Origin of the sequence: Paenibacillus sp. P46E (assembly GCF_001909095.1) — a bacterium.
Taxonomy (GTDB): domain Bacteria; phylum Bacillota; class Bacilli; order Paenibacillales; family Paenibacillaceae; genus Paenibacillus_AQ; species Paenibacillus_AQ helianthi.
Genome location: NZ_LVYZ01000035.1, coordinates 26114 through 46821, shown reverse-complemented (window position 1 = coordinate 46821; position 20708 = coordinate 26114). Strand labels below are relative to the sequence as shown.

Here is a 20708-nt window from a genome sequence, read left to right as displayed (position 1 = left end):
TATTCATGAAGATTTTCAAAAAATTCACAGTAACAGCTTTGACCGCGGTTATCGCGGTAACTGCATCTTTTGCCGGAATCGCGGCTGCAGCAGATTCACTTAAGGGGAAAATTACAGTCAACGGATCCACCGCATTGCTTCCGCTAACGCTGCAGGCAGCCAAGGAATTCCAGAAACTTCATCCGAAAGTCAAAATCGCTGCTTCCGGTAAAGGTTCTGTCACTGGACCGCAAGCCGTGAAGAAGGGGATTGCCGATATCGGCGCATGCGACTGGGATGCAAGCATGGACGTTCCGGGCTTCAAAGCTTTTGATGGACAAGTAGCTAACAAGGTAGCCGTTATTCCTTTTGCCACCATTGTTAACAAAAATGTGGGCGTAGACAACCTTACTACCGAACAGCTGCAGGGCATTTTCTCCGGAAAAATCACCAACTGGAAAGATGTCGGCGGATCGGATGCCAACATTGTAGTAGTTACCCGCGCTTTCGGTTCCGGTACACGTGTTAACTATCAGGCTAAGGCATTGGCTGGCGGGGATATCACGAAAAAAGAAAAGAACTATAAGGAAACCGGATCAAGCGGTGACATGAAAACAGCTATTGCCACAACTCCTAACTCTATCGGTTACATCGACCTTGTCTATGTAAGCGGCGGCGACATTAAGGCTGTGAAATTCAACGGTGTAGAAGCAACTTCAGATAATGTCATCAATGGCTCGTACAAGATTTGGGCTTACGGATACTATATGACCAAAGGCCAGCCTACCGGCGTAACCAAAGAATTCATTGATTATGTACAAAGCAAGAAGTTCCAGCAGGGTTCCCTGAAGAAGCTGAAATTCATTCCGATTTCCGCAATGAAGGGTTAAGGGTAAGTCTTTTAGAATCATGAACATATATTGAATGGTAACAGCGGCCAGCTCCGGAGTACATGCGGGGGTGGCCGCTTACAGGAGGGAAAGTATGGGGGCACCGGTCCAGAACCTGGCATCGCGGGCACAGAAGAGCAGTCTTGCAGAAAGTAGTATAAGCACCAAACGCCACAACAGGCATTTATTCAGCAACTCCATGTTCCGTTATTATTTTCTGTTCAGTATCCTTGCACTTTGTCTGGTGCTTGGACTTGTCATTGTATTCATCGGTAAAACGGCGCTGCTTCTGTTCGCTCATCTCTCGCCGCTTGAGTTCTTCTTCTCATTCAACTGGAGCCCGGAAGAGGAAGCTTTTGGCGCCGCTGCCTTTATTGTAAATACATTATCATTAACGGCCTTGACGCTGCTCATCGCGGTTCCTGTCTCTGTAGGAATGGCTGTGCTGTGTGCGGAGATTGCCCCGAAATGGCTCAAAGGCTTTATCCGGCCGGTGCTGGATTTGCTTGTGGGGATTCCTTCTATAGTCTATGGCTATCTGGGGTTGACCGTTCTATTGCCTTTTCTGCGCAGAGTCAGCGGGGAAGGGCTGGGAGACGGTCTGCTTGCGGCCGCGCTTGTCCTGGCTTTGATGGTGCTGCCGACCATTTGCCGGATCAGTGATGATGCCATCATTGCCGTTCCGCGCAAATACCGGGATGCCGCCTATGCCCTCGGTTCCACGCGTCTACAGGTGATTATGCGAGTAGTTCTACCCGCAGCCAGCAGAGGCATTATCTCGGCCATTATTCTGGGCATGACCCGTGCGGTCGGAGAGACAATGGCAGTTGTGATGGTCATCGGCAACACGCCGCAGCTGGCCAAAACCCTGTTCACACCCTCTTCCGTGCTGACCAGCAACATTGTGATGCAGATCTCTAATGTAGAATTTGACTCCACCTGGAACTATGCGCTGCACATGATGGCCTTTCTGCTGCTATTGATTTCGTTTGTGCTGATCCTTATCATCCGCGTATTAGGCCGTAAAAGGGGGGATGCAGCATGAATTTCACCCGTACACGACATTCTGCCCGTTCACAACGTAACAACAAAATTGCAACCATTGCTTTTTATACCCTTGGCGCTCTAGTTATGCTGCTGATTTTCTGGCTTCTCTTCACCATTCTAAGCAAAGGCTTGCCTTCGCTCAGACCAGACTTCCTGATCAAGCAGCCGGAGGAAATGGACGCCGGCGGCGGTATTGGTCCGGTGCTGTTCAACTCCTTCTATATTTTGTTCATTTCGCTGCTGATTTCGATTCCGATTGGTGTCGGGGCCGGAATTTATATGGCGGAATATGCGCCGGATAACAAGTTCACCGGAGCGCTGCGCATCTGCGTGGAGTCGCTATCCTCGGTTCCTTCCATTGTATTCGGGCTGCTGGGTCTCGCGATCTTTGCCGAATACTTTAATGTCGGACTGACCATTCTCGGCGGCGGTGTCAGCCTGGCACTGCTCAATCTGCCGATGCTGGCCCGTGTTACAGAAGAAGCGGTACGCGCCGTTCCCGGAGAGATCCGCGAAGCAGGTTATGCCCTGGGAATGACCAAGTTCCATGTCATCCGCAAGGTGGTGCTGCCGGTAGCCATGCCGGCCATCGTGACCGGTGTCTGTCTGGTGGCGGGACGTGCCTTCGGGGAGTCGGCTGTTATTATTCTGACTGCGGGCCTCAGCACTTCCGGTGAGATGTGGGATTTCAATCTGTTCTCGCCAGGCGAGACACTGGCTGTTCATCTGTGGTATGTACAGTCAGAGGCCATCGTTGAGGATGCGCGGCAGATTGCTGACAAGTCCGCAGCCGTGCTTGTGTTCGTGGTGCTGCTGATTAATTTCATCTTCCGGTTCCCGCTGTGGCTTGGACGCCGCCGGGGACGCTAAGCAGCAGATCTTTCATTTATGCGTTCTATTGAATACAGAAACGGATGCCTACCTGGGTACAGGGGCATCCGTTTCTGCTTATGCTCAAATGTTAATTGCTTAAAATTGTAAACAATACTAAAATGAAAGCAATCCCAATTCCATACAAATACCCCTTTCATCAGTTGTACCTTATAAGGAGGTGCGTAAGATGCCCGAACGTATGTCCGAGCAGGATCTGAACAAGCTGATCAATATGTTGGAGCTTACACCTAATACCGGTGAACACGAGTTTCTTGTTGAAGAACCATTCATTAGCGATAGGTCTCCTGACGATGAACTATCCGGGCGTCTGTTAGTAAGAGCAGACAAAATATTCGTCTCGGACCCGCTCCCCGGCGGAGCGCCAGCTGTGATCTCGGCTGTTCTCCCTGTAGTGATTCATGTCAATGGACAAGCCATTGAAGAGCCAACCTCCGTTACGTCACAGGATATTATCGATTGGGAGCTGTCTGAGCCTCCCTTATATGCAATTACCATTTCAGAAGACCGGCTGATGGCTTTTTTTACTCTATATTCCCCAAAGAAATTTCGCTGGCGGCTAAACAATCAATTTTCTTCGAGTGTGCTTAAAGTCGATGCTTCCATTGATGTGGAGACGGTAACCGGCCAACTGGGGCTGAATCAGATTATTGCCGATTTTGAGCAGCGGGGAATCATACAGAATCTGAACATTTCCGGCATACATGGAGAACTGCAGAATCCCACCTATCAGCCTATTCCTGCATCTAAAGGAAGAGCGGCCGTACCTGGGGAGAATGCACGTTTGGATTTGTTTTTTTCCGAAACCATTGAGAATGAATTTAATGAAATTGAAGGCCAGGTAGACTACCGCAGCCACCTTCGTATTCCATCAGCGATCAGAGGGCAGGTTATCGCCCGTAAGACTCCGATTGTCGAAGGGATTCCCGGCTATGATGTCTATGGAGAAATTCTCTACCCGCCTCCCCCGAATGACATTACTGTACTCGCAAGAAATAACACCGTGCTGCTGATTAATAACGAGGTGCGGGCGCTGTATGAAGGAAGGCCAAGAGTCACGGGTGATAAAATCAAAAGTTTCGATATCTGCACCACTTATCTCGTTCCCGGCAATGTGAATATCAAATCAGGTAATATCGTATTCTCAGGAGATGTCGTGATTCGTGGAGATGTCGAAGACAACATGATTATTGAGTCTCTGGGTAATGTGTATGTGGCTGGAAGTATTTATAATTCTACAATTACGGCTACCGGCAGTATTCTGGTAAAAGGGAATGTGGTCAACAGTAACCTGTATTCGGGATACTTTGGCGTAATGTACAACCGGATCTATAACTGTTCCAAACTGCTGATTGATGAGAGCAGAAATTTGCAAAAGGCGGTCTGGATGCTGAATCAGGCGGTGCAGAGCCGCAATCAGAGCGTAAATTACGGACAAGCGGTTCTGCTGCTGCTAGAGAGCAAGTTTCAAAAGATTCCGCAGATTATTAAGGAACTGCTTTCGGTGCTGACAACCGTTCAGGCCAATTATCACCAGGATTTGGGCCAGACACTGCACTTCCTGAATATGTTTCTGAACCCGGTTCAACTGGTCGATTTCCTGACAGAAGCTTCGCTGAGTGGAGTGATCGGGATGCTGGAACAATTGCATACCGGTGTGGCCCGAATGCAGGAGTCCAAAGTAGAGGTTAATATCGGCAAATGTCAGAACAGCACATTGAAATCGAATGGAGACATATTGATTCATAGAGACGGAATTGTGCAGAGTGAGCTGTTTTCCTCAGGAAATATTACGTTTCTGAAGACATTTTCCGTCTGCCGCGGCTCCAAGCTGGAGTCAGGAGGCACTATTTCTGCTTATTACGTCGGAGGCGAGAGCGGTGCGCAATCCCTGCTTAAGGCCAAGCACAGCATTACCGTACGCAAAATGTATCTTGGTAAAATTACCATAGACCGGTATACGACCGAAATCACCGAGCCTGTGGAGAATATGAATTTTGACGCCGAAACGGTGCGTATGCTGAGATTACAGATGGAATCCAAGTGAATGCTGGCAGAGGGGAGTAACGCACTCACACCTCTCTCTGCCAGTTTCATTCTCCGACACAGAAATAGCCCTCCGGAAGGAAGGCTGTTTCTTGTTGCGCCGGAAGTTCAATACAATCTGCTATAATCCCCGCGTACGTGCTTCTACAGCAATGCTCCACGCACGAATCCATCCGCTTTTGCAAGCCGCCGCCGTGCCTCGCCAGCATCAACATCACTTAGAATCATTATAATGGCTGTTTTCACATGACCTTCAGCAAGCGTAAAAGCGACCTCAATCTGCTCCTCGGAAGCATGGGTCGCCAGCTCAATAATACGCTTTGCCCTATAGACCAGCTTCTCATTGGAAGGGTTCAGGTCGACCATCAGATTCCGGTAGACTTTTCCGATTCTAATCATGGCGGTTGTCGTCAGCATGTTCAGGATCATTTTTTGTGCTGTACCTGATTTCATCCGCGTGGAGCCCATAACAACCTCCGGTCCTACTACAGCTTCAATCGTCAGCTTGCCAACCCCGGCCATCGGTGTGCCCGCGTTATTGCATAACCCAATGACGACGGCCCCCAGCTCCCCGGCCCGTTTCATTGCTCCCAGCACATAGGGGGTGCGTCCGCTGGCAGCGATCCCGATCACTACATCCTTATCGTTGACAGCACAATCGTCGATGTCCTGTGCCCCCAATTCTACGCTGTCTTCCGCACCTTCCACCGGATCTTTAACCGCCCGGAAACCTCCGGCAATTAGTCCCTGCACCATGGATGGAGGGGTGCCGTAGGTGGGCGGGCACTCCGAAGCATCCAGAATACCGATTCTCCCGCTGGTTCCGGCTCCGACATAGAACAGTCTGCCGCCGTTTTGAAAGGCGTATACAATATAATCCGCCGCCCTGGCAATCTGAGGGATCAGGCCCTGGATGCATTCAGCGACGAGGCGGTCTTCATTGTTAATCAACTGCATAATTTCAGCGGAGCTTAGGCTATCGATGTCCGTGGTCTTTTCGTTGGGCTGCTCTGTCATCAAATTTGCCAAAATATCGTTCATGAGGTTTCTTCCTCCTGTCTGTCTATTGTTGTCTGTGATAGTGTTTCGATTTCCCGTTCGCTTCGTCTAGAAGCAGCTTCCCCAGCCTTGCAGCCCCCGTGGACGGCGGAGCTTCATGGCTCCCATCCACAATCTCCAGTGCACTGCTGAATTTCAGCAGATTCTGGCAGAAGAGTCCGTAAAAAATGGGGGAATACCTGAAGACCGAACCGCTGAGGACTACAGGAAGATGCGTCAGCACCGGGTTTTGGCGTAACAGCGCAGCCGCCGTATCGCTAAGAGCTTCTGCTTCTTCGGAGAGAATGGCAGTTGCGGCGGGGTCCCCGGCCGCAGCCGCTCCGATACAGAGCTTCGAGAAGGCGGCAATCTCAGCTTTGGTATGGGAAGGATGATAAATATATTCCTTCAAATCAGTGATCCGCTGTAAACAGTATTCTTCCATAATCATACCGGTCATTGCGGTAGCAGGCTGAACCGCGTCATGGCTGCGCATTACGGTCTGGACTGCACGGAGTCCAATCCGGTAGCCGCTGCCTTCATCTCCAAGAAGATGCCCCCATCCCCCTGTACGATGGCAGGAGCCATCGGGGCTGTAGCCATAGCAGATCGAGCCTGTCCCCGAAATAATCAGTGTTCCGAAGCAGCTGCCCAGCGCAGCCATCAATGATATTTGTCCTTCGGATTGGATGAATACCGGGATGGATAATCTACGCTTCAATAAATGCTGATGAACAGCCTTCTCTAAGCTGGCTTGCTCCTCGTTTGTTGAAAAACCTGACACTGCGAGACAGATCGAAGCCACATCAGCTATGTCTGTCTGTAAACGTTCGAGCAATCCGTCAATAGCTGACATGACTCTTGTAAGCGCTACACTTAAGGTCGCGCTATGAGGATTGGAGGGTCCGCCGATATAGCGTGCAAGTAACTCTCCCGCCTCATTCAAAGCGGATGCATCGGTCTTTGTGCCGCCACCATCAAGGCCTAAGTACACTTTCATCGATCACTCACCACTTTGATTTTTTCCTAATTATATGAGAATCTACCCATAAAGTAAAACAAAATTTCATAAATAAAAAAGTTGTTGAAATTTTATTTCACAGCTCATATAATAAATTCATTCCAAGTGATTGGGAGAATAGCAAACGGAATAAGTTATATTATCTGACATTGATTTGTGGAGTATTTATGTAAGGTCGGCTATTACATGAGGGGGTGCTTGGATTTAATGAACGGCGGATTAATTCGGCTGAGGGAAATGCATGATGCATTAAGTCCTTCTGAACACAAGATTGCTGCTTATATCCTGCAGAACCCGGATGAGATGATTCAACTCTCAATTGCGGATTTAGCAGCGAAGAGTGGATCAAGCCAGGCGGCAATTGTAAGGTTGTGCAAGACTATTGGTTTCAAGGGCTATCAGGATCTAAAGATCAAGGTGGCGGGAGATCTGCAGGGTAGAGATCCGGCAATCATCGGCTATCAGGAAATCCGCCCGAATGATACCATTGCGGCGATCATGCAGAACGTATCCAATAATAATATTCAATCGATCCGGGACACGCTGACGATTCTGGATGAAGACATGGTAGAGCGGGCCGTGGAGGCCATTGACCGCGCCAAGCGAATCTATTTTTTCGGCGTGGGTGCTTCCAATCTGATTGCGATGGATGCCCAGCAGAAGTTTCTGCGGATTAACAAGACCAGCTTTTCCTTTGCTGACCCTCATGTTCAGCTTACGAGCGCGATAACAGCTTCGGAAGAAGATGTGGCTGTGTGTATTTCATACTCAGGAGAGACCAAAGAGGTCATCCGGGCCGCTTCTATTGTCAAAGAAAATGGAGGAACTGTCATCAGCATTGCCAAGTATGGAAGCTCTACCTTGAGCAAGAGCGCAGATATTCCACTATGCACCTCCGCTACCGAGAATGAAATCCGCAGCGGAGCGATGGCTTCCCGGATCACCCAGCTTAATCTGATTGATATTCTATATCTTGCTGTTGCGAGCCGGAATTATGAGCAGTCCGTAACTTATTTGGAGAGAAGCAGACAACATATCAAACGGCTATAGCCTGGAAAACAAAGGGGAGACAATAATGAAGAAAAGTTTATGCTTGGGTTTGGTTCTGGTCATGATGCTGATTAGCGCTTGCAGTAACTCCGGAAGCAAGGAGGCAGCAAACAGCCCGGATGCCAAGGACACCATTACGGTCTGGACCTATCCGGTTCATGGAACCTACGAGGATGAGCTCAAAGGACTGGTTGCTGATTTCCAGAAGGAACATCCAAACATTACCGTTAAGACGGAAGTGCTGTCTTGGGCAGAGGGTCCGAAGAAATTCGATGTTGCCCTGAACGCCGGCAGCCCTCCTGACCTGTATTTTCACAGTGTAGATGGTACTTATGTCAACACCGGACTGGCACTGGATCTCGACCCGTACATGACCGATGAGATCAAAAATGACTACCTGCCGGGAACACTTGCACTCGCGCAAATAGGCGGTAAACAGTATGGCCTTCCGCTGTACCAGTTCCAATGGGGCTGGGGCGGGAATAAGCGTATTCTCGAAGAAGCCGGAATTGACTGGGCTGCCATCCAGCAGAACGGCTGGACCTGGTCTGAGTTTGAAGCGGCGGCTGCTAAGCTGACCAAGAAACTCCCGGACGGCTCCACCCAATACCCGCTGGTCACAGACGGAACCTCGCTCGATTTCATTGAGATGCTGTCCCGCAACAATAATATGCCGGATGTTCTGGACGAATCAGGTGCTTTCCAGTGGAACGATGACCGTATCCTGGGTACGCTGAGCTTCATCAAAGGCCTGCTGGATAAAGGCTATCTGCCCAAAGAGACATCAGCGATTGCTCCAGCCAAACGTTCCGATATGTTCTATGCCGGACAAGCTGCCATTATCTCCAAGGCTATTCCTTACTACGATGTCATGATTCAGAACCGCAACAAGGAAATTGACGCCGGTACAGTAAAAGGCGAGAAGATCGACTTTGTCCTGCTCCCGGTTCCCCATAAGGATGATGCTCCGGAAAAAACGACTATGGGAGCAGAAGGCTACATTGCTTTTAAACAAAAGAACGACAAAGGCGAGCAGCATGCCAAAAATACCTTCCTTGTCCTGGATTACCTGAGCGGAGCGAAAGCCGGAAACTCCTCCAATGAATTGGTGCTGCCATTCGTACGCAAATCCCAGGCAGAACAGTATGCAGGCAAAGCACTTGGCACAGAAGAGACCATTAAGGCTTCGGAGATCATGGCCAAGAATATGGCGATGCCTGTTACCTTGAAGCTCGATACAGCCATTGCCGCCAAAATGAAGCAATTTAAAGAGCAGGTAGTCACTCCTAACATGCAGGCGCTGTATTCCGGAGAGAAAACGCCGGAAGCTGTTGCTGAAGATTTCAAGAGTAAGGGTAACCAAATGCTGGGCAACTAGTTCTTTTATCGGGGGCGTCCTTCAGATTACGGATAGGGCGTCCTCTCTGAATAGAGGAGGGGTAAGGGATGACGACAATCGCGCCAAAGCGGGTGCGCAGTTCCGCCGGCAGATTATGGCGTGAATACGGCTGGGCCTACCTGTTTATCCTGGCACCGGTCCTGCTGTTTCTGGTGTTTACACTGTATCCGGTCGTATCGGCTTTGATCATGAGTTTTCAGCAGTACAACATTATGAACTCGACCTGGATCGGCTTCGATAATTATGAACGGCTGTTTCAGGATGCAACCTTCTGGAAGTCGATGCGCAATACCGTCATTTTTACGGTGTGCACGGTTCCCGTCAATATCATCATCACCTTTGTGCTGTCTTATCTGATCTATCAGATGAAAACCAAATGGCAAACTTTCTTTAAGGCCACCTTGTACCTGCCTGCAGTCGCCTCGGGCGTAACGATTTCCATCGTGTGGCTGGCGATTTTTGATCCGACGAATGTCGGGCTGTTGAACCGGTTTCTGGAATGGTTTGGCCTTGACCCTGTGATCTGGCTGGGGCAGTCCAAAACCGCGCTGTTCTCGCTGATCCTCATGAACTGGCTGGGCTCGCACGGAGCGGGAATCATTCTGTATCTGGCTTCTATGGGCGGAGTTCCCAAATCGCTGTATGAGGCGGCGGACATTGACCATGCCAGCGGCTGGACCAAATTCACCCGGATTACCTGGCCTTTACTCAAACCGACCACACTGTATCTGCTCGTAACGGGAGTCATTACTTCCTTCCAGGTGTTTATCTCCGTATATATGATGACCCAGGGCGGACCTAACTTTGCGACAACAACAATTGCTTATCTGATCTACCAGACGGCGTTCCAGTTCTATGAATTTGGCCTGGCTTCCGCGCAGTCGTTTGTGCTGGCTTTTCTGATTATCCTGGTCTCTGTCATTCAATTTAAATACTTCTCGAGTGACGTCGAGTATTAGGGCGGAAGGAGTGAACCTGTTATGAAAACCAGATCAAAGACCATCTTTCTGCTGATTGCGGCTGCGTGTCTTATCGTGTGGAGCATCGTGACCATTATTCCGCTGTACTGGATGCTTGTCGGCTCTGTGCAGGACTCGGCGGCCACCGCCAGTTTCCGTCCCAGCATGCTGCCGGAGACATTTTCATTTGCGCCGTATGAGCGCTTTTTCGCCAAAACAGCGGCCTGGCGCTGGCTGCTCAACTCTTTGTTCATTTCCTCGGTGCTGACGGTTACCAATGTATTTTTTGCTTCCCTTGCGGGCTATGCTTTTGCGAAATTGAAATTTCCCGGAAGCATCGCGATTTTCTGGGTGCTGCTCAGCACGATGATGATCCCGGCTCAGGTCACGCTGATTCCGCTCTATATTCTGATCGTCAATGTGTTCAATCTCGGAGACAGCTATACCGCAATTATCCTGCCTACGGCCATTACGGTCGGCAACATTTTTCTTATGAAGCAGTACATGTCTTCGCTGCCGACCTCACTGATTCATGCGGCGCGGATCGATGCCTGCAGTGAATTCGGGATCTTTTGGAAGGTGATCCTTCCGCTGGCGAAGCCGGGGCTTGCCGTACTGGCAATTTTCACATTCGTCGCTTCCTGGAACGAATTCTTCTGGCCGTTTCTGATTACGAACTCTACGGAGATGCGGACCATACAGGTGGGCCTGGCATCCTTCGTGTTCGCGGAATCGACGGATTTTGGGGCTATTATGGCGGGGGCGAGCGTCGGAGCTTTGCCGATGCTGATTTTATTCTTCTCTCTGCAGCGCTACTTCCTGCAAGGCATTACTATCGGAGCCGTCAAAGGCTGAGTTATAGCAGAAATTCAATTTTTGGAGGGGAAGAGCAATGGCACGAGTTGAATTCCGCAATGTGCGCAAACAATTTGACGATCAGAACAAGCAGACCTTTACGGCGGTGGCGGGTTCCGATTTTGTGATTAACGATAAAGAATTTGTTGTGTTCGTAGGCCCATCAGGCTGCGGCAAAACCACCTCGTTACGGATGATCGCAGGACTGGAGCAGCAGACGAGCGGGGATATTGTGATCGGCGAACGCATCGTCAATAATCTTCATCCCAAGGACCGTGATATCGCAATGGTTTTTCAGGATTACGCGCTGTATCCGCATATGACGATCCGTGAGAATTTGTCCTTTGGCCTGAAAAATCTGAAGAAGCCGAAGGCTTATATTGAGCAAAAGGTCCAGGAGGCCGCAGCGATTCTCGGACTTGACGACATGCTGGAACGCAAGCCGCGCGAGCTGTCTGGAGGCCAGCGTCAGCGTGTGGCGCTGGGCCGGGCCATTGTGCGGGATCCGCAGGTATTCCTCTTCGACGAGCCGCTGTCCAATCTGGATGCCAAGCTCCGCATTCAGATGCGGGTTGAGCTGGGTGAGCTGCACAAACGCCTCGGCGCCACCATTGTGTATGTAACCCACGATCAGGTGGAGGCGATGACGCTCGGTGAACGGATTGTGGTCATGAATAAAGGGGTCATTCAGCAAGTAGCTTCTCCAACCGAGCTGTACGCCAACCCCAGGAATATGTTCGTGGCCGGTTTTATTGGTTCTCCGGCAATGAATTTCATTGATGCACGGGTTGAAGGGGGACGTATCCAGATTGACGGAGCGGAATTCGTCCTGTCACAAGATGCTGCGGAAGGGCTGAAGAGCTACAACGGGCGTGAAATTATTCTTGGCATCCGCCCGGAGCATATTTATGGCGAAGACTTCGCACCAGGTGTATCCACAGAACATCAGTTGCAGGCACATATCAAAGTTGTCGAGCATCTTGGCTCGGAGAATCTGGTCTATTTTAAAATAGGCCGTAGAACTGTTACCGCGAAGGTCCATCCGGAGACAAAAGCATACAGCAATCTCGGCAAGCAGTTCATCTTCGATCTGAACAAAGCGCGTTATTTCGATCCGGTAACGGAAGAGAGAATCGTTTGGTAAAGCAGCGGATTAAATTACAGAAGGAGGAGACAAGTTATGCAGAAACTGAATCAGGTGTTGGTCAGCACAGGAGTGGAATCATTTCGGGAGATTGTGCCCATCGCGCTGCTTAGTCTGGCCAGCTCAGCCATGCTGGTGCCGGTCGTGATTTTCACGCCTATGGCGCTGGCGTTTATTCTAATTCCGCTTCTATATATGCCTTTGTTCTATGGCGTATTCTATGCGTACCACCGGAGAACGGAGGGGAAGAGGCTGTTGGTCAAAGAGATGCTGTCGGGTGCCCGCAAGGGCTTTGTCCCGGCTGTCGTGTTCGGCCTGTTCTGCTCCTTGCTGGTGCTGATTTTAGGGTCCACCTGGTGGTTCTACGGCGGCCGCGACGGAGTGTTGAACTGGACGATAGCCATTTTTCAGACTTATTTTGTAGCAATGGCCTTTGTCTCCCAATTCTATACACTACAGCTGGTGCTCCAGAATAAGCTGGGTATCTTCAAGGCCATGGGGGAGAGCGTCAAACTCTTTCTCCGCTATCCTGCCTATACCATTGGTGCCTTCTTTCAAGCGCTTGTCGTTGGTGTAATGCTCGTGGTTACGGTTGTCGGTTTTGCCTCGCTGTTTAATGGTATGCTTGCCGTTTATCTGCATAAAGCGGCCTATAATGTGCTTCACCCTGACGAGGATGCCGAAGCTGATGGTGTTCCCGAGACAAGTGCGGCCTATGCGGAAGGTAGGCTGATATGACCGGAAGGGAAAGCAACGGAGCGGACCGGCGTTCTCGAGACGGCCGGGTTTTACGCGGAAGACTGGCTGCTGTAAGGGGGGCTGTCCACAGCGGAGCGGACCAGCTTGCTGCAGGTCTTTCTCATCCCTTGCTGGACGGACAGCGGATTGGGCTGGTGACGAATCCAACGGGCATATCAGCGGATTTTCGTTCTACGGTGGAGGTTTGCAGAGGACTTGCTTCCTCCAGGCTTACCGCCCTTTTTGCCTGTGAACATGGTATTTACGGTCAGCATCAGGCTGGAGTAAGGTTCGGGGATGAATTCGATGCTGTGCTGGGCATTCCCGTCTATAGCTTGTATGGGGAGCATAAGAAGCCGGTTTCTTATATGCTGGAGGGCTTGGACACCATTGTTTTTGATGTCCAGGATTTGGGGGTACGGTTCTATACGTATCTGTCGACACTTCTGTATGTTATGGAGGCCTGTGCAGAGCATGGCATAAGCCTGCTTGTGCTGGACCGGCCGTCCCCGCTTGGCGGCATTGGCTGCGAGGGAGGGCTTTTACAGGAAGGCTATGAATCTATGGTTGGCGCATGGACCATGCCTATCCGTACCGGAATGACGATTGGCGAATTCGCGCGGATGGCCAATGACAGGAAGGGCCTTCACTGTGATCTGGATGTGATTCCGCTGGCGGGCTGGAGCCGGGAAATGGAATTTACAGATACAGGGCTGCCATGGATGCTACCTTCGCCCAACATGCCGACGATGGAGACGGTGCGGGTGTATGGCGGCACTTGTTTTTTTGAGGGGACCAATCTGTCAGAAGGACGCGGGACGACGATTCCGTTCCAGTGGATTGGAGCACCTTGGCTGGATGGCGCCTGTCTTGCTGACGCGATGCGGAAGCATGAACTTCCCGGTGTGCATTTCCATCCACTGCATGCTACACCGGCGTTCTCGAAGCATCAGGGTGAATTGTGCAGCGGGGTGCGCTTGTTCGTGACGGACCCGAAAAGGTATGAGTCAGTTCACACAGGGTTAGCTCTGCTGCATGAGGTGAACACGCTGTATCCTGAGTATTTTGAATGGCTGACTCCGCCAGAGGGCAGGACGAGATATTTCATTGATTTGCTGACTGGCGGAGAGGAGGTACGCCGCTCTATCGGCACAGTGGAGGGATTGCAGGCAATCGCTGAGGAATGGCGCCGTGACAGTGCTAAGTGGCTGGCTATGCGTCAGCCTTATCTTTTGTATTCTTAAATCATAACCAGATAACTGAATTCGGGGAGGCGCAGTGATGGCAATCGTTTGGCGTGAAGTGGCAAGACAGGAAACCGTTCTTGATGCGGCGGTCGCCGCAATGAGTCTTAACGATAAAATCGGCCAGATGCTGATGTGCGGATTCGATGGAACTGTCGCATCGGATGAAGTGCTTAAGCTTGTGGCTGACAACGGGATTGGCGGTGTGATTTATTTTGCCCGCAATGTGGAGACGCCGGAGCAGGTTGCCTTGCTGACTGCGGATCTGCAGAAGGCGGCAGCCGAAGGGGGTAAGGCTCCACTCTGGATTTCGATTGACCAGGAAGGCGGGATGGTTGCCCGGATTACCCGCGGCATCGCCCTTATGCCTGGCGGGATGGCGATCACCGCTGCCGGATCACTGGAAGATGCCTACCAGGCGGCGCTTATCAGTGGCCGCGAGCTGGCCGCGATGGGCATTAATTTGAACTATGCCCCTGTGCTGGATGTCAACAACAACCCGCAGAATCCGGTGATTGGAGTCCGTTCCTTTGGAGAGTCGCCGGAACTGGCGGCTGATTATGGCGCGGCGATGATTCGCGGCTATCAAGAAGCGGGCGTTGCCGCTACAGCGAAGCATTTTCCGGGTCACGGCGATACTGACGTTGACTCACATCTTGACCTTCCAATGATCCCACACGGCCGGGAACGGATGGATCAGGTGGAGTTGGTTCCATTCCGCAGAGCCATCGCCGAAGGTGTGGACGCCATGATGTCGGCGCATATTTACTTTCCGGCACTTGAGCGCGAGAAGCTGCCAGTTACCCTATCGAAGACGGTGCTGACCGGGCTGCTGCGTGAAGAGCTGGGTTATCAGGGGATCATTATGACCGATTGTATGGAGATGAATGCTATTGCCGAGCACTACGGAACGGTGGAGGCATCGGTGCGGGCTGTTGAAGCAGGCGCGGATGTTGTCCTGGTCAGCCATCGTGCCGACCGTCAGCTCGCAGCGATGGAGGCGATCCGCAGTGCGGTAACGGTTGGTCGCATCAGTGAAGCGAGGATTGATGAATCCGTCCGGCGTCTGCTGGCGCTGAAGGTAAAGCGGGGAGTGATTGCCGCAGGCGCGGAGATTGTAGGGAAGGATGGTGCTGTGGGTGCAGCCGATAATGATCCTGGTGCAGGGGGGATTGTCGGACTAGAGGCTGATGCCGTTGGGGAAGCTACGGTTGCTGCGGGAAACTTGGATTCCAGCGGTGGGCTTGCTGATCTTGGAACTGGGGCTCATCTTGAAGTGGCACGGCGTATCAGTGAAGCCAGCATAACGCTGGTTTGCAATAACAGTTCTATCCTTCCCCTGAAGAAGACTGGGAGGACATTGGTGATTACGGCTGCACCTGTGGTGGCAACGCTGGTCGATGAATCGTTCTCAGCCGCACCCGGATTGGGAGCAATGCTCGCAAGACACGGGCTGGACAGCATTGACCGTGTGGTTCCTGCTGCTGAAATCGGGAATTATGCGGCACAGCTGCTGGAGAAAGCACGTGCAGAGGAGGTCGGGCAGATTGTCGTCGGCACCTACAATGCCCAGTTTCATGCCGGGCAGATTGAACTAGTTGAATTGCTGCTTGGTCTAGGGAAGCCGCTGGTGGTTGTGGCCCTGCGCAATCCATACGATCTGCTGGGTATGCCGGGTGTTCAGGCTTACGTGGCTGCTTACGAGAGCCGCCCACTTGCGTTGGAGAGCGCAGCCCAAGCGCTCCTCGGACTCATTGCGTTCCAGGGTAAATTGCCCGTGTCACTTGGTAAGGAATATCCTGCTGGCTGGGGTATAGAGTTATGACTGGCCCGCTTTGGAAGAATAAGCCCAGCTCTGTGGTTGTCGGACTTATGTCTGGCACTTCCCTTGACGGCATAGATGCCGCGATCGTTTCTATAGAAGGAAGCGGACTACAGGCGGAGGTTAAGCTGTTACATTACTATAGCACCCCTTATGATGAGGAACTGAGGGAGCGGCTTAAGGAGCTGTGTACAGTGCAGCATTCGTCGGTTGATCTGGTGTGCGGCATGAATGTGTATCTGGCGGAACGTTTTGCTGAGGCAGCCATTGAGGCTGTTAGCAGTGCTGGAATGGTGATGGAGGAGATCGATCTGATCAGTTCGCATGGGCAGACCGTATGGCATATTCCGCAGCCGGATATTCATGATCCCTATCTTGTCAGATCTACGCTGCAGCTCGGCGATTTGTCCGTGCTGGCTAAGCGCACTGGGTGCGCGGTTGTCGGAGATTTCCGTCCTGCAGATATGGCAGTGGGGGGCCAGGGTGCACCGCTGGCTCCTTATGGGGACTTGATTCTGTACCGCGATCCCGGCAGGGGGAGACTGCTGCAGAATGTTGGGGGTATCGGCAACTGTACGGCACTGCCACCGGCGGCGGAGCCGGAAGATGTCTTCGCCTTCGATACCGGACCCGGCAATATGGTCATCGATCAGGTGGTTTACCTGCTGAGCGGCGGCGAGCGGTCTTATGATGATGGCGGAACCTGGGCAATGCAGGGAATAGTAGACTGGATACTTGTAGAGGAAATGATGCAGCATCCGTATTTTGGGCTGCAGCCTCCGAAGTCTACAGGCCGTGAGGTATTCGGCAAAGCCTACGCCGAGAATTTTGCCGCCAAGGCGAGAGAACGAAGTTTAGCCGATGCGGATATCGTAGCAACGGCTACAGCCTTTACCGCGCGGACGATAGCGGAAGGCTACAACCGGTACGTGTTCCCGTTATGCCGGATAGACGAGGTCATTGTCAGCGGAGGCGGCGCGCATAATGCTGCACTGCTGGATATGCTGCAAGCAATGCTGCCTGATCAGAAGGTACTCACCTCAGGCAACCTAGGCTACAATGATGATGCGAAGGAAGCTATTATTTTCGCTTTGTTGGGCAATGATTTTATGCACGGAGTGGCGAATAATCTCCCGTCCGCTACAGGGGCCGAGCGGCAGACTATTATGGGCAAGCTAGCCTTTCCTTAGGTGCTCGCGGCTTACACAACAGATGCTCAAGGCTGCTAACGGCTCTGAGCATCTGTTTCTAATTCATTCACGCTTAAGAAACTGCAACGATTGAATTTATGATGGATTTTAACCCCGGAATCCCCTGGTTCAACTATATTGGTACAAGACTTTTCCAATCACCAATGTTACGGACACAGAAGATACTATTTACTGGGAAAACCCTGTTGGCAGACACTTGCGGACAGAGAAGCCGTTATTGGAGCAGAATTCCTCTGTTTTGTGCTGCCTTAGCCAGATTAACGACTCACCAGTCCGCAACCACCCCGAATAGAGTGGTATTGTGCAAATAGCGTCTCTGGTGTCCGCATAACACATAAATCGGGAACACACACAAACAGCCTCCCCGAAGGGAGGCTGTTCTATGACGTCCCGGAAGGGATGCAGCCGAAACCCGGCTGATTGCGAAGTGTGTGCTCCCGAGGCATATGCTCCAACGAACCCGCCTTGGGGCTCTCATCCCCGGACACACAAACAGCCTCCCCGAAGGGAGGCTGTTCTATGACGTCCCGGAAGGGATTCGAACCCCCGACCGTGCGCTTAGAAGGCGCATGCTCTATCCGGCTGAGCTACCGGGACATGATTATATACTGAAAAGCAAGCAAAAATTATGTTATCATATATAGATAACTTTTTCAACTTGTTTTTTTGAAACAGCAGTGGGATATGCTATAATCTACAATTGATCATGGTTCGGAGAAAAGGAGGTGCCCTCATTAATCATTCGAATTCCCCCGCCAAAGAGAATATCGTGCTGTTTCCGAAGACGCTGGATTATTATCAGATTCAGTTGACGGTAATGCTGGAGAGTGAACGTTACGGGGAAGCGATGGAACTGCTGCGGTTTCTGCTGCAATGCCAGGGACAGGAAGAGCGGCACTACGAGGAATGGCAGTCACTTTTGGAATGGCTGGAGGCAGCTTTTCCCTATGCAGCTCATAACGGAGACGACAACACGGATAACTCTACTGGTGAGCAGGATCTGAAGGAAGAAGACATGGCCCGGATACTGGCCAAATCCAAACTTGAAGAGGATGCGGATTATCCTAACAAGCTGCTGCACAAGGTAATGCAAGAGCCTTTGTCGGAGGCAACGATTCTTGCACTGGAACAATTGTCCTATCTCGAAGGTGGTCAGATTGACGAATCGCTTACCGGCTGGCTGGAGCAGACGGCGGTTCATCCGCTTCTGCAATTCAGGACCCTGCAGACACTCCGCCGACGCGGAGCGCAAGGCACCATCGGGTTGCTTCGCTCCGGTGAGATGTCCTATATTGAGATCGAAACGGTACCGCTGGCCAATGAAGAATTCCCGCCTCAGGTGAGTCAGGTACTGGAACGGGTAGCTGAGCAGGCGGAGGTGCACGAGCCGACACTGTATTATTTTGCCCAGGAGCTGTGGGGGCAGTTCATGATGTCGATTTATGGTTCGGAAGAATACCGCAAGCTTCTGGAGGGAGAGGACGCGCAGCTTGATATTTGGGCAGGTGCGCTTCATCAGATGGTGTCCGAGAGCCTCAACGGAACCCGTCAGGAGGAGGAAACGCGGGCTATGTACGGGATTACAGGCAGCATGCGCTTTCAATTCGAAGGGGCATACCGCTCTCTCAAAGGATTTGTAAAGAGTTCTCTACTTGATAAATAGAGCAATGTTGTATATAATATAATGGTTATTCTGTGCGTGAATTGCGTGATAATTTTTAAGAAAACATGTAACCTATTTTTGGAGGGAAAAGTATAATATGAAAGCAACCTGGGAAAAAATAGAGAAGAACCTTGGAGTTCTTGAAGTCGAAGTAGAAGCAGAACGTGTAGCTGCAGCGCTCGACAAAGCTTTTAATAAAGTAGTTAAGAAAGCAAACGTACCTGGTTTCCGTAAAGGTAAAGTGCCACGGCCGATTTTTGAATCCCGTTTCGGTGTTGAAAGCCTGTATCAGGATGCCATCGACATTCTTCTTCCTGAAGCTTACGGTGAAGCGGTTGAAGAAACCGATATCTTCCCTGTTGACCGCCCAGAAGTAGACATTGAGCAGTTCGCCAAAGGTCAGCCGTTCATCTTCAAAGCAAAGGTTACAGTGAAGCCAGAAGTGACCTTGGGCCAGTACAAAGGCGTAGAAGTTCCAGTTCAGAAGGCAGAAGTTACTGAAGAAGAGCTGGATGCTGAACTGAAACGTCTGCAAGAGCGTCACGCTGAGCTTGTTGTTGTGGAAGATGCACCAGCAGCTAACGGCGACATCACTGTGATCGACTTTGACGGTTCTGTAGATGGCGTGCAATTCGAAGGCGGCCAGGCTGAGCGTCATTCGCTGGAACTGGGAAGCAATTCCTTCATTCCAGGATTTGAAGAACAAGTAGTAGGTATGTCCACTGGCGATTTCAAGGACGTTGAAGTAACGTTCCCTGAGGCTTACCATGCTGAGAACCTTGCCGGCAAAGCAGCAGTATTCAAAGTGAAGCTGCATGAAATCAAACGCAAACAGCTTCCTGCCCTGGACGATGAATTCGCTAAGGATGTAAGTGAATTTGATACCCTTGAAGAATACAAGGCAGATCTGAAGGCACAGCTGGAATCCCGCAAACAGGAAGAACTCAAAGGCGTTCGTGAAACTGCGGTAGTTGACGCAGCAGCAGCAAATGCTGATGTTGAAATTCCAGATGCTATGATCGCAAGTGAAGTAGCGAACATGGTTCGTGATTTTGATAACCGTCTTCGTCAGCAAGGCATGAACATGGACATGTTCCTTAGCTTCTCCGGCCAGACTCGTGAAGATCTTGAGCTGCAGATGAAGGGCGACGCCGAAAAACGCGTTCGCAACAACCTGGTGCTGGAAGTAATCGCGAAGGCTGAGAACATTGAGGTTTCTGAAGAAGAAGTAACAGCAGAACTCGCTTCCATGGCAGAATCCTTCAAACGTACTCCTGAAGAAATCCGCAGCATCTTGGCGGCCAATGGTTCCCTGAGCAGCTTGAACGATGAAATTTCGCTGCGTAAAACAATTGATTTCCTCGTGGAAAACAGTGTTGAAGTTGAAGCTCCGGCAGTAGAAGAAGCTGCAAAAGAAGAAGCTAGCGCTGAGTAATCATTTTCGGGAACTGCATTCCAACTAGAACGGCCAAGCAAGTGGCCTCCATAAACATAGATAAGGCGCGTAATTTCTGTTACGTGCCTTATTTTTATCGGTGGAGGTAGATATCACATACATAATCACAGTCATAGGAATTGGCATTCTCATGGGATTTGCGCTATAATGGCATGCACATGAACAATGCGATATCTGCAGCAGTGAAAAAATGACATAGCGCCTTGAACGTGTTAAAATATTTTTGAAACGGAAAGACTAATCTGTACAGAGAAA

At 50.9% G+C, this 20708-nt stretch carries 17 protein-coding genes and 1 tRNA gene; 15 read left to right on the top strand and 3 right to left on the bottom strand.

The features are described 5' to 3' along the window. The first annotated feature begins 5 nt into the window (after window positions 1-5). From A3849_RS11680 to A3849_RS11665, 4 genes are all read left to right on the top strand, one after another. Window positions 6-869, top strand: coding sequence for a phosphate ABC transporter substrate-binding protein (locus A3849_RS11680; protein WP_074111570.1), 864 nt, complete (start codon window positions 6-8; stop codon window positions 867-869). A 94-nt stretch (window positions 870-963) separates the two neighbouring features. Beyond that, the gene (pstC, locus tag A3849_RS11675) at window positions 964-1914 is read left to right on the top strand and encodes a phosphate ABC transporter permease subunit PstC (protein WP_074111569.1); all 951 of its coding nucleotides are present in this window, start codon (window positions 964-966) and stop codon (window positions 1912-1914) included. Next, window positions 1911-2786: a phosphate ABC transporter permease PstA gene (gene pstA / locus A3849_RS11670; RefSeq protein ID WP_074111568.1), complete on the top strand. Its 876-nt coding sequence runs from the start codon at window positions 1911-1913 to the stop codon at window positions 2784-2786. Before pstC ends, pstA begins: the two co-directional genes overlap by 4 nt. A 190-nt stretch (window positions 2787-2976) precedes the next feature. Continuing rightward, window positions 2977-4854: a FapA family protein gene (locus tag A3849_RS11665; RefSeq protein WP_074111567.1), complete on the top strand. Its 1878-nt coding sequence runs from the start codon at window positions 2977-2979 to the stop codon at window positions 4852-4854. Window positions 4855-4997: 143 nt separating this feature from the next. Here the strand turns inward: A3849_RS11665 and murQ are convergent, their stop codons facing one another. Then, on the bottom strand, window positions 4998-5894 hold the full coding sequence (murQ, locus tag A3849_RS11660) for an N-acetylmuramic acid 6-phosphate etherase (protein ID WP_074111566.1): 897 nt from the start codon (window positions 5892-5894) through the stop codon (window positions 4998-5000). A 22-nt stretch (window positions 5895-5916) separates the two neighbouring features. Continuing rightward, entirely contained in the window at window positions 5917-6891 is a 975-nt protein-coding gene (locus tag A3849_RS11655) for an N-acetylglucosamine kinase (protein ID WP_074111565.1), read from the bottom strand. Window positions 6892-7119: 228 nt separating this feature from the next. Here A3849_RS11655 and A3849_RS11650 point away from each other — a divergent pair, with 228 nt between their 5' ends. From A3849_RS11650 to A3849_RS11610, 9 genes are all read left to right on the top strand, one after another. Beyond that, window positions 7120-7962: a MurR/RpiR family transcriptional regulator gene (locus A3849_RS11650; RefSeq protein ID WP_074111564.1), complete on the top strand. Its 843-nt coding sequence runs from the start codon at window positions 7120-7122 to the stop codon at window positions 7960-7962. Between the two features lie 25 nt (window positions 7963-7987). Further along, window positions 7988-9340 carry an ABC transporter substrate-binding protein gene (locus A3849_RS11645; protein WP_074111563.1) on the top strand — a complete coding sequence of 451 codons (1353 nt, stop codon included), beginning with the start codon at window positions 7988-7990 and terminating at the stop codon, window positions 9338-9340. 68 nt (window positions 9341-9408) lie between these two features. Continuing rightward, window positions 9409-10320 (top strand): carbohydrate ABC transporter permease, encoded by a 912-nt coding sequence (locus tag A3849_RS11640; protein ID WP_074111562.1) that lies wholly within the window; start codon window positions 9409-9411, stop codon window positions 10318-10320. Window positions 10321-10341: 21 nt separating this feature from the next. Next, window positions 10342-11175 carry a carbohydrate ABC transporter permease gene (locus A3849_RS11635; RefSeq protein ID WP_074111561.1) on the top strand — a complete coding sequence of 278 codons (834 nt, stop codon included), beginning with the start codon at window positions 10342-10344 and terminating at the stop codon, window positions 11173-11175. A 37-nt stretch (window positions 11176-11212) separates the two neighbouring features. After that, entirely contained in the window at window positions 11213-12319 is a 1107-nt protein-coding gene (locus A3849_RS11630; RefSeq protein ID WP_074111560.1) for an ABC transporter ATP-binding protein, read from the top strand. Window positions 12320-12355: 36 nt separating this feature from the next. Continuing rightward, window positions 12356-13057 carry a hypothetical protein gene (locus A3849_RS11625; RefSeq protein WP_074111559.1) on the top strand — a complete coding sequence of 234 codons (702 nt, stop codon included), beginning with the start codon at window positions 12356-12358 and terminating at the stop codon, window positions 13055-13057. After that, a complete protein-coding gene (locus A3849_RS11620; RefSeq protein WP_083613461.1) occupies window positions 13054-14301 on the top strand; it encodes an exo-beta-N-acetylmuramidase NamZ family protein in 1248 nt (415 codons plus the stop codon). Before A3849_RS11625 ends, A3849_RS11620 begins: the two co-directional genes overlap by 4 nt. A gap of 37 nt (window positions 14302-14338) precedes the next feature. Then, window positions 14339-16126 (top strand): beta-N-acetylhexosaminidase, encoded by a 1788-nt coding sequence (gene nagZ / locus A3849_RS11615; protein WP_074111558.1) that lies wholly within the window; start codon window positions 14339-14341, stop codon window positions 16124-16126. Then, complete coding sequence (locus A3849_RS11610) at window positions 16123-17313, top strand: anhydro-N-acetylmuramic acid kinase (protein ID WP_074111557.1); 1191 nt, start codon at window positions 16123-16125, stop codon at window positions 17311-17313. Before nagZ ends, A3849_RS11610 begins: the two co-directional genes overlap by 4 nt. Window positions 17314-17857: 544 nt before the next feature. Here the strand turns inward: A3849_RS11610 and A3849_RS11605 are convergent. Beyond that, window positions 17858-17931, bottom strand: a tRNA-Arg gene (locus A3849_RS11605). Between the two features lie 109 nt (window positions 17932-18040). Between A3849_RS11605 and A3849_RS11600 the strand changes: the two genes are divergently transcribed. Together A3849_RS11600 and tig are read left to right on the top strand one after the other, a co-directional pair. After that, on the top strand, window positions 18041-18997 hold the full coding sequence (locus A3849_RS11600) for a hypothetical protein (RefSeq protein ID WP_178382662.1): 957 nt from the start codon (window positions 18041-18043) through the stop codon (window positions 18995-18997). Between the two features lie 97 nt (window positions 18998-19094). Next, on the top strand, window positions 19095-20432 hold the full coding sequence (gene tig, locus A3849_RS11595) for a trigger factor (protein WP_074084200.1): 1338 nt from the start codon (window positions 19095-19097) through the stop codon (window positions 20430-20432). Window positions 20433-20708 lie beyond the last annotated feature (276 nt).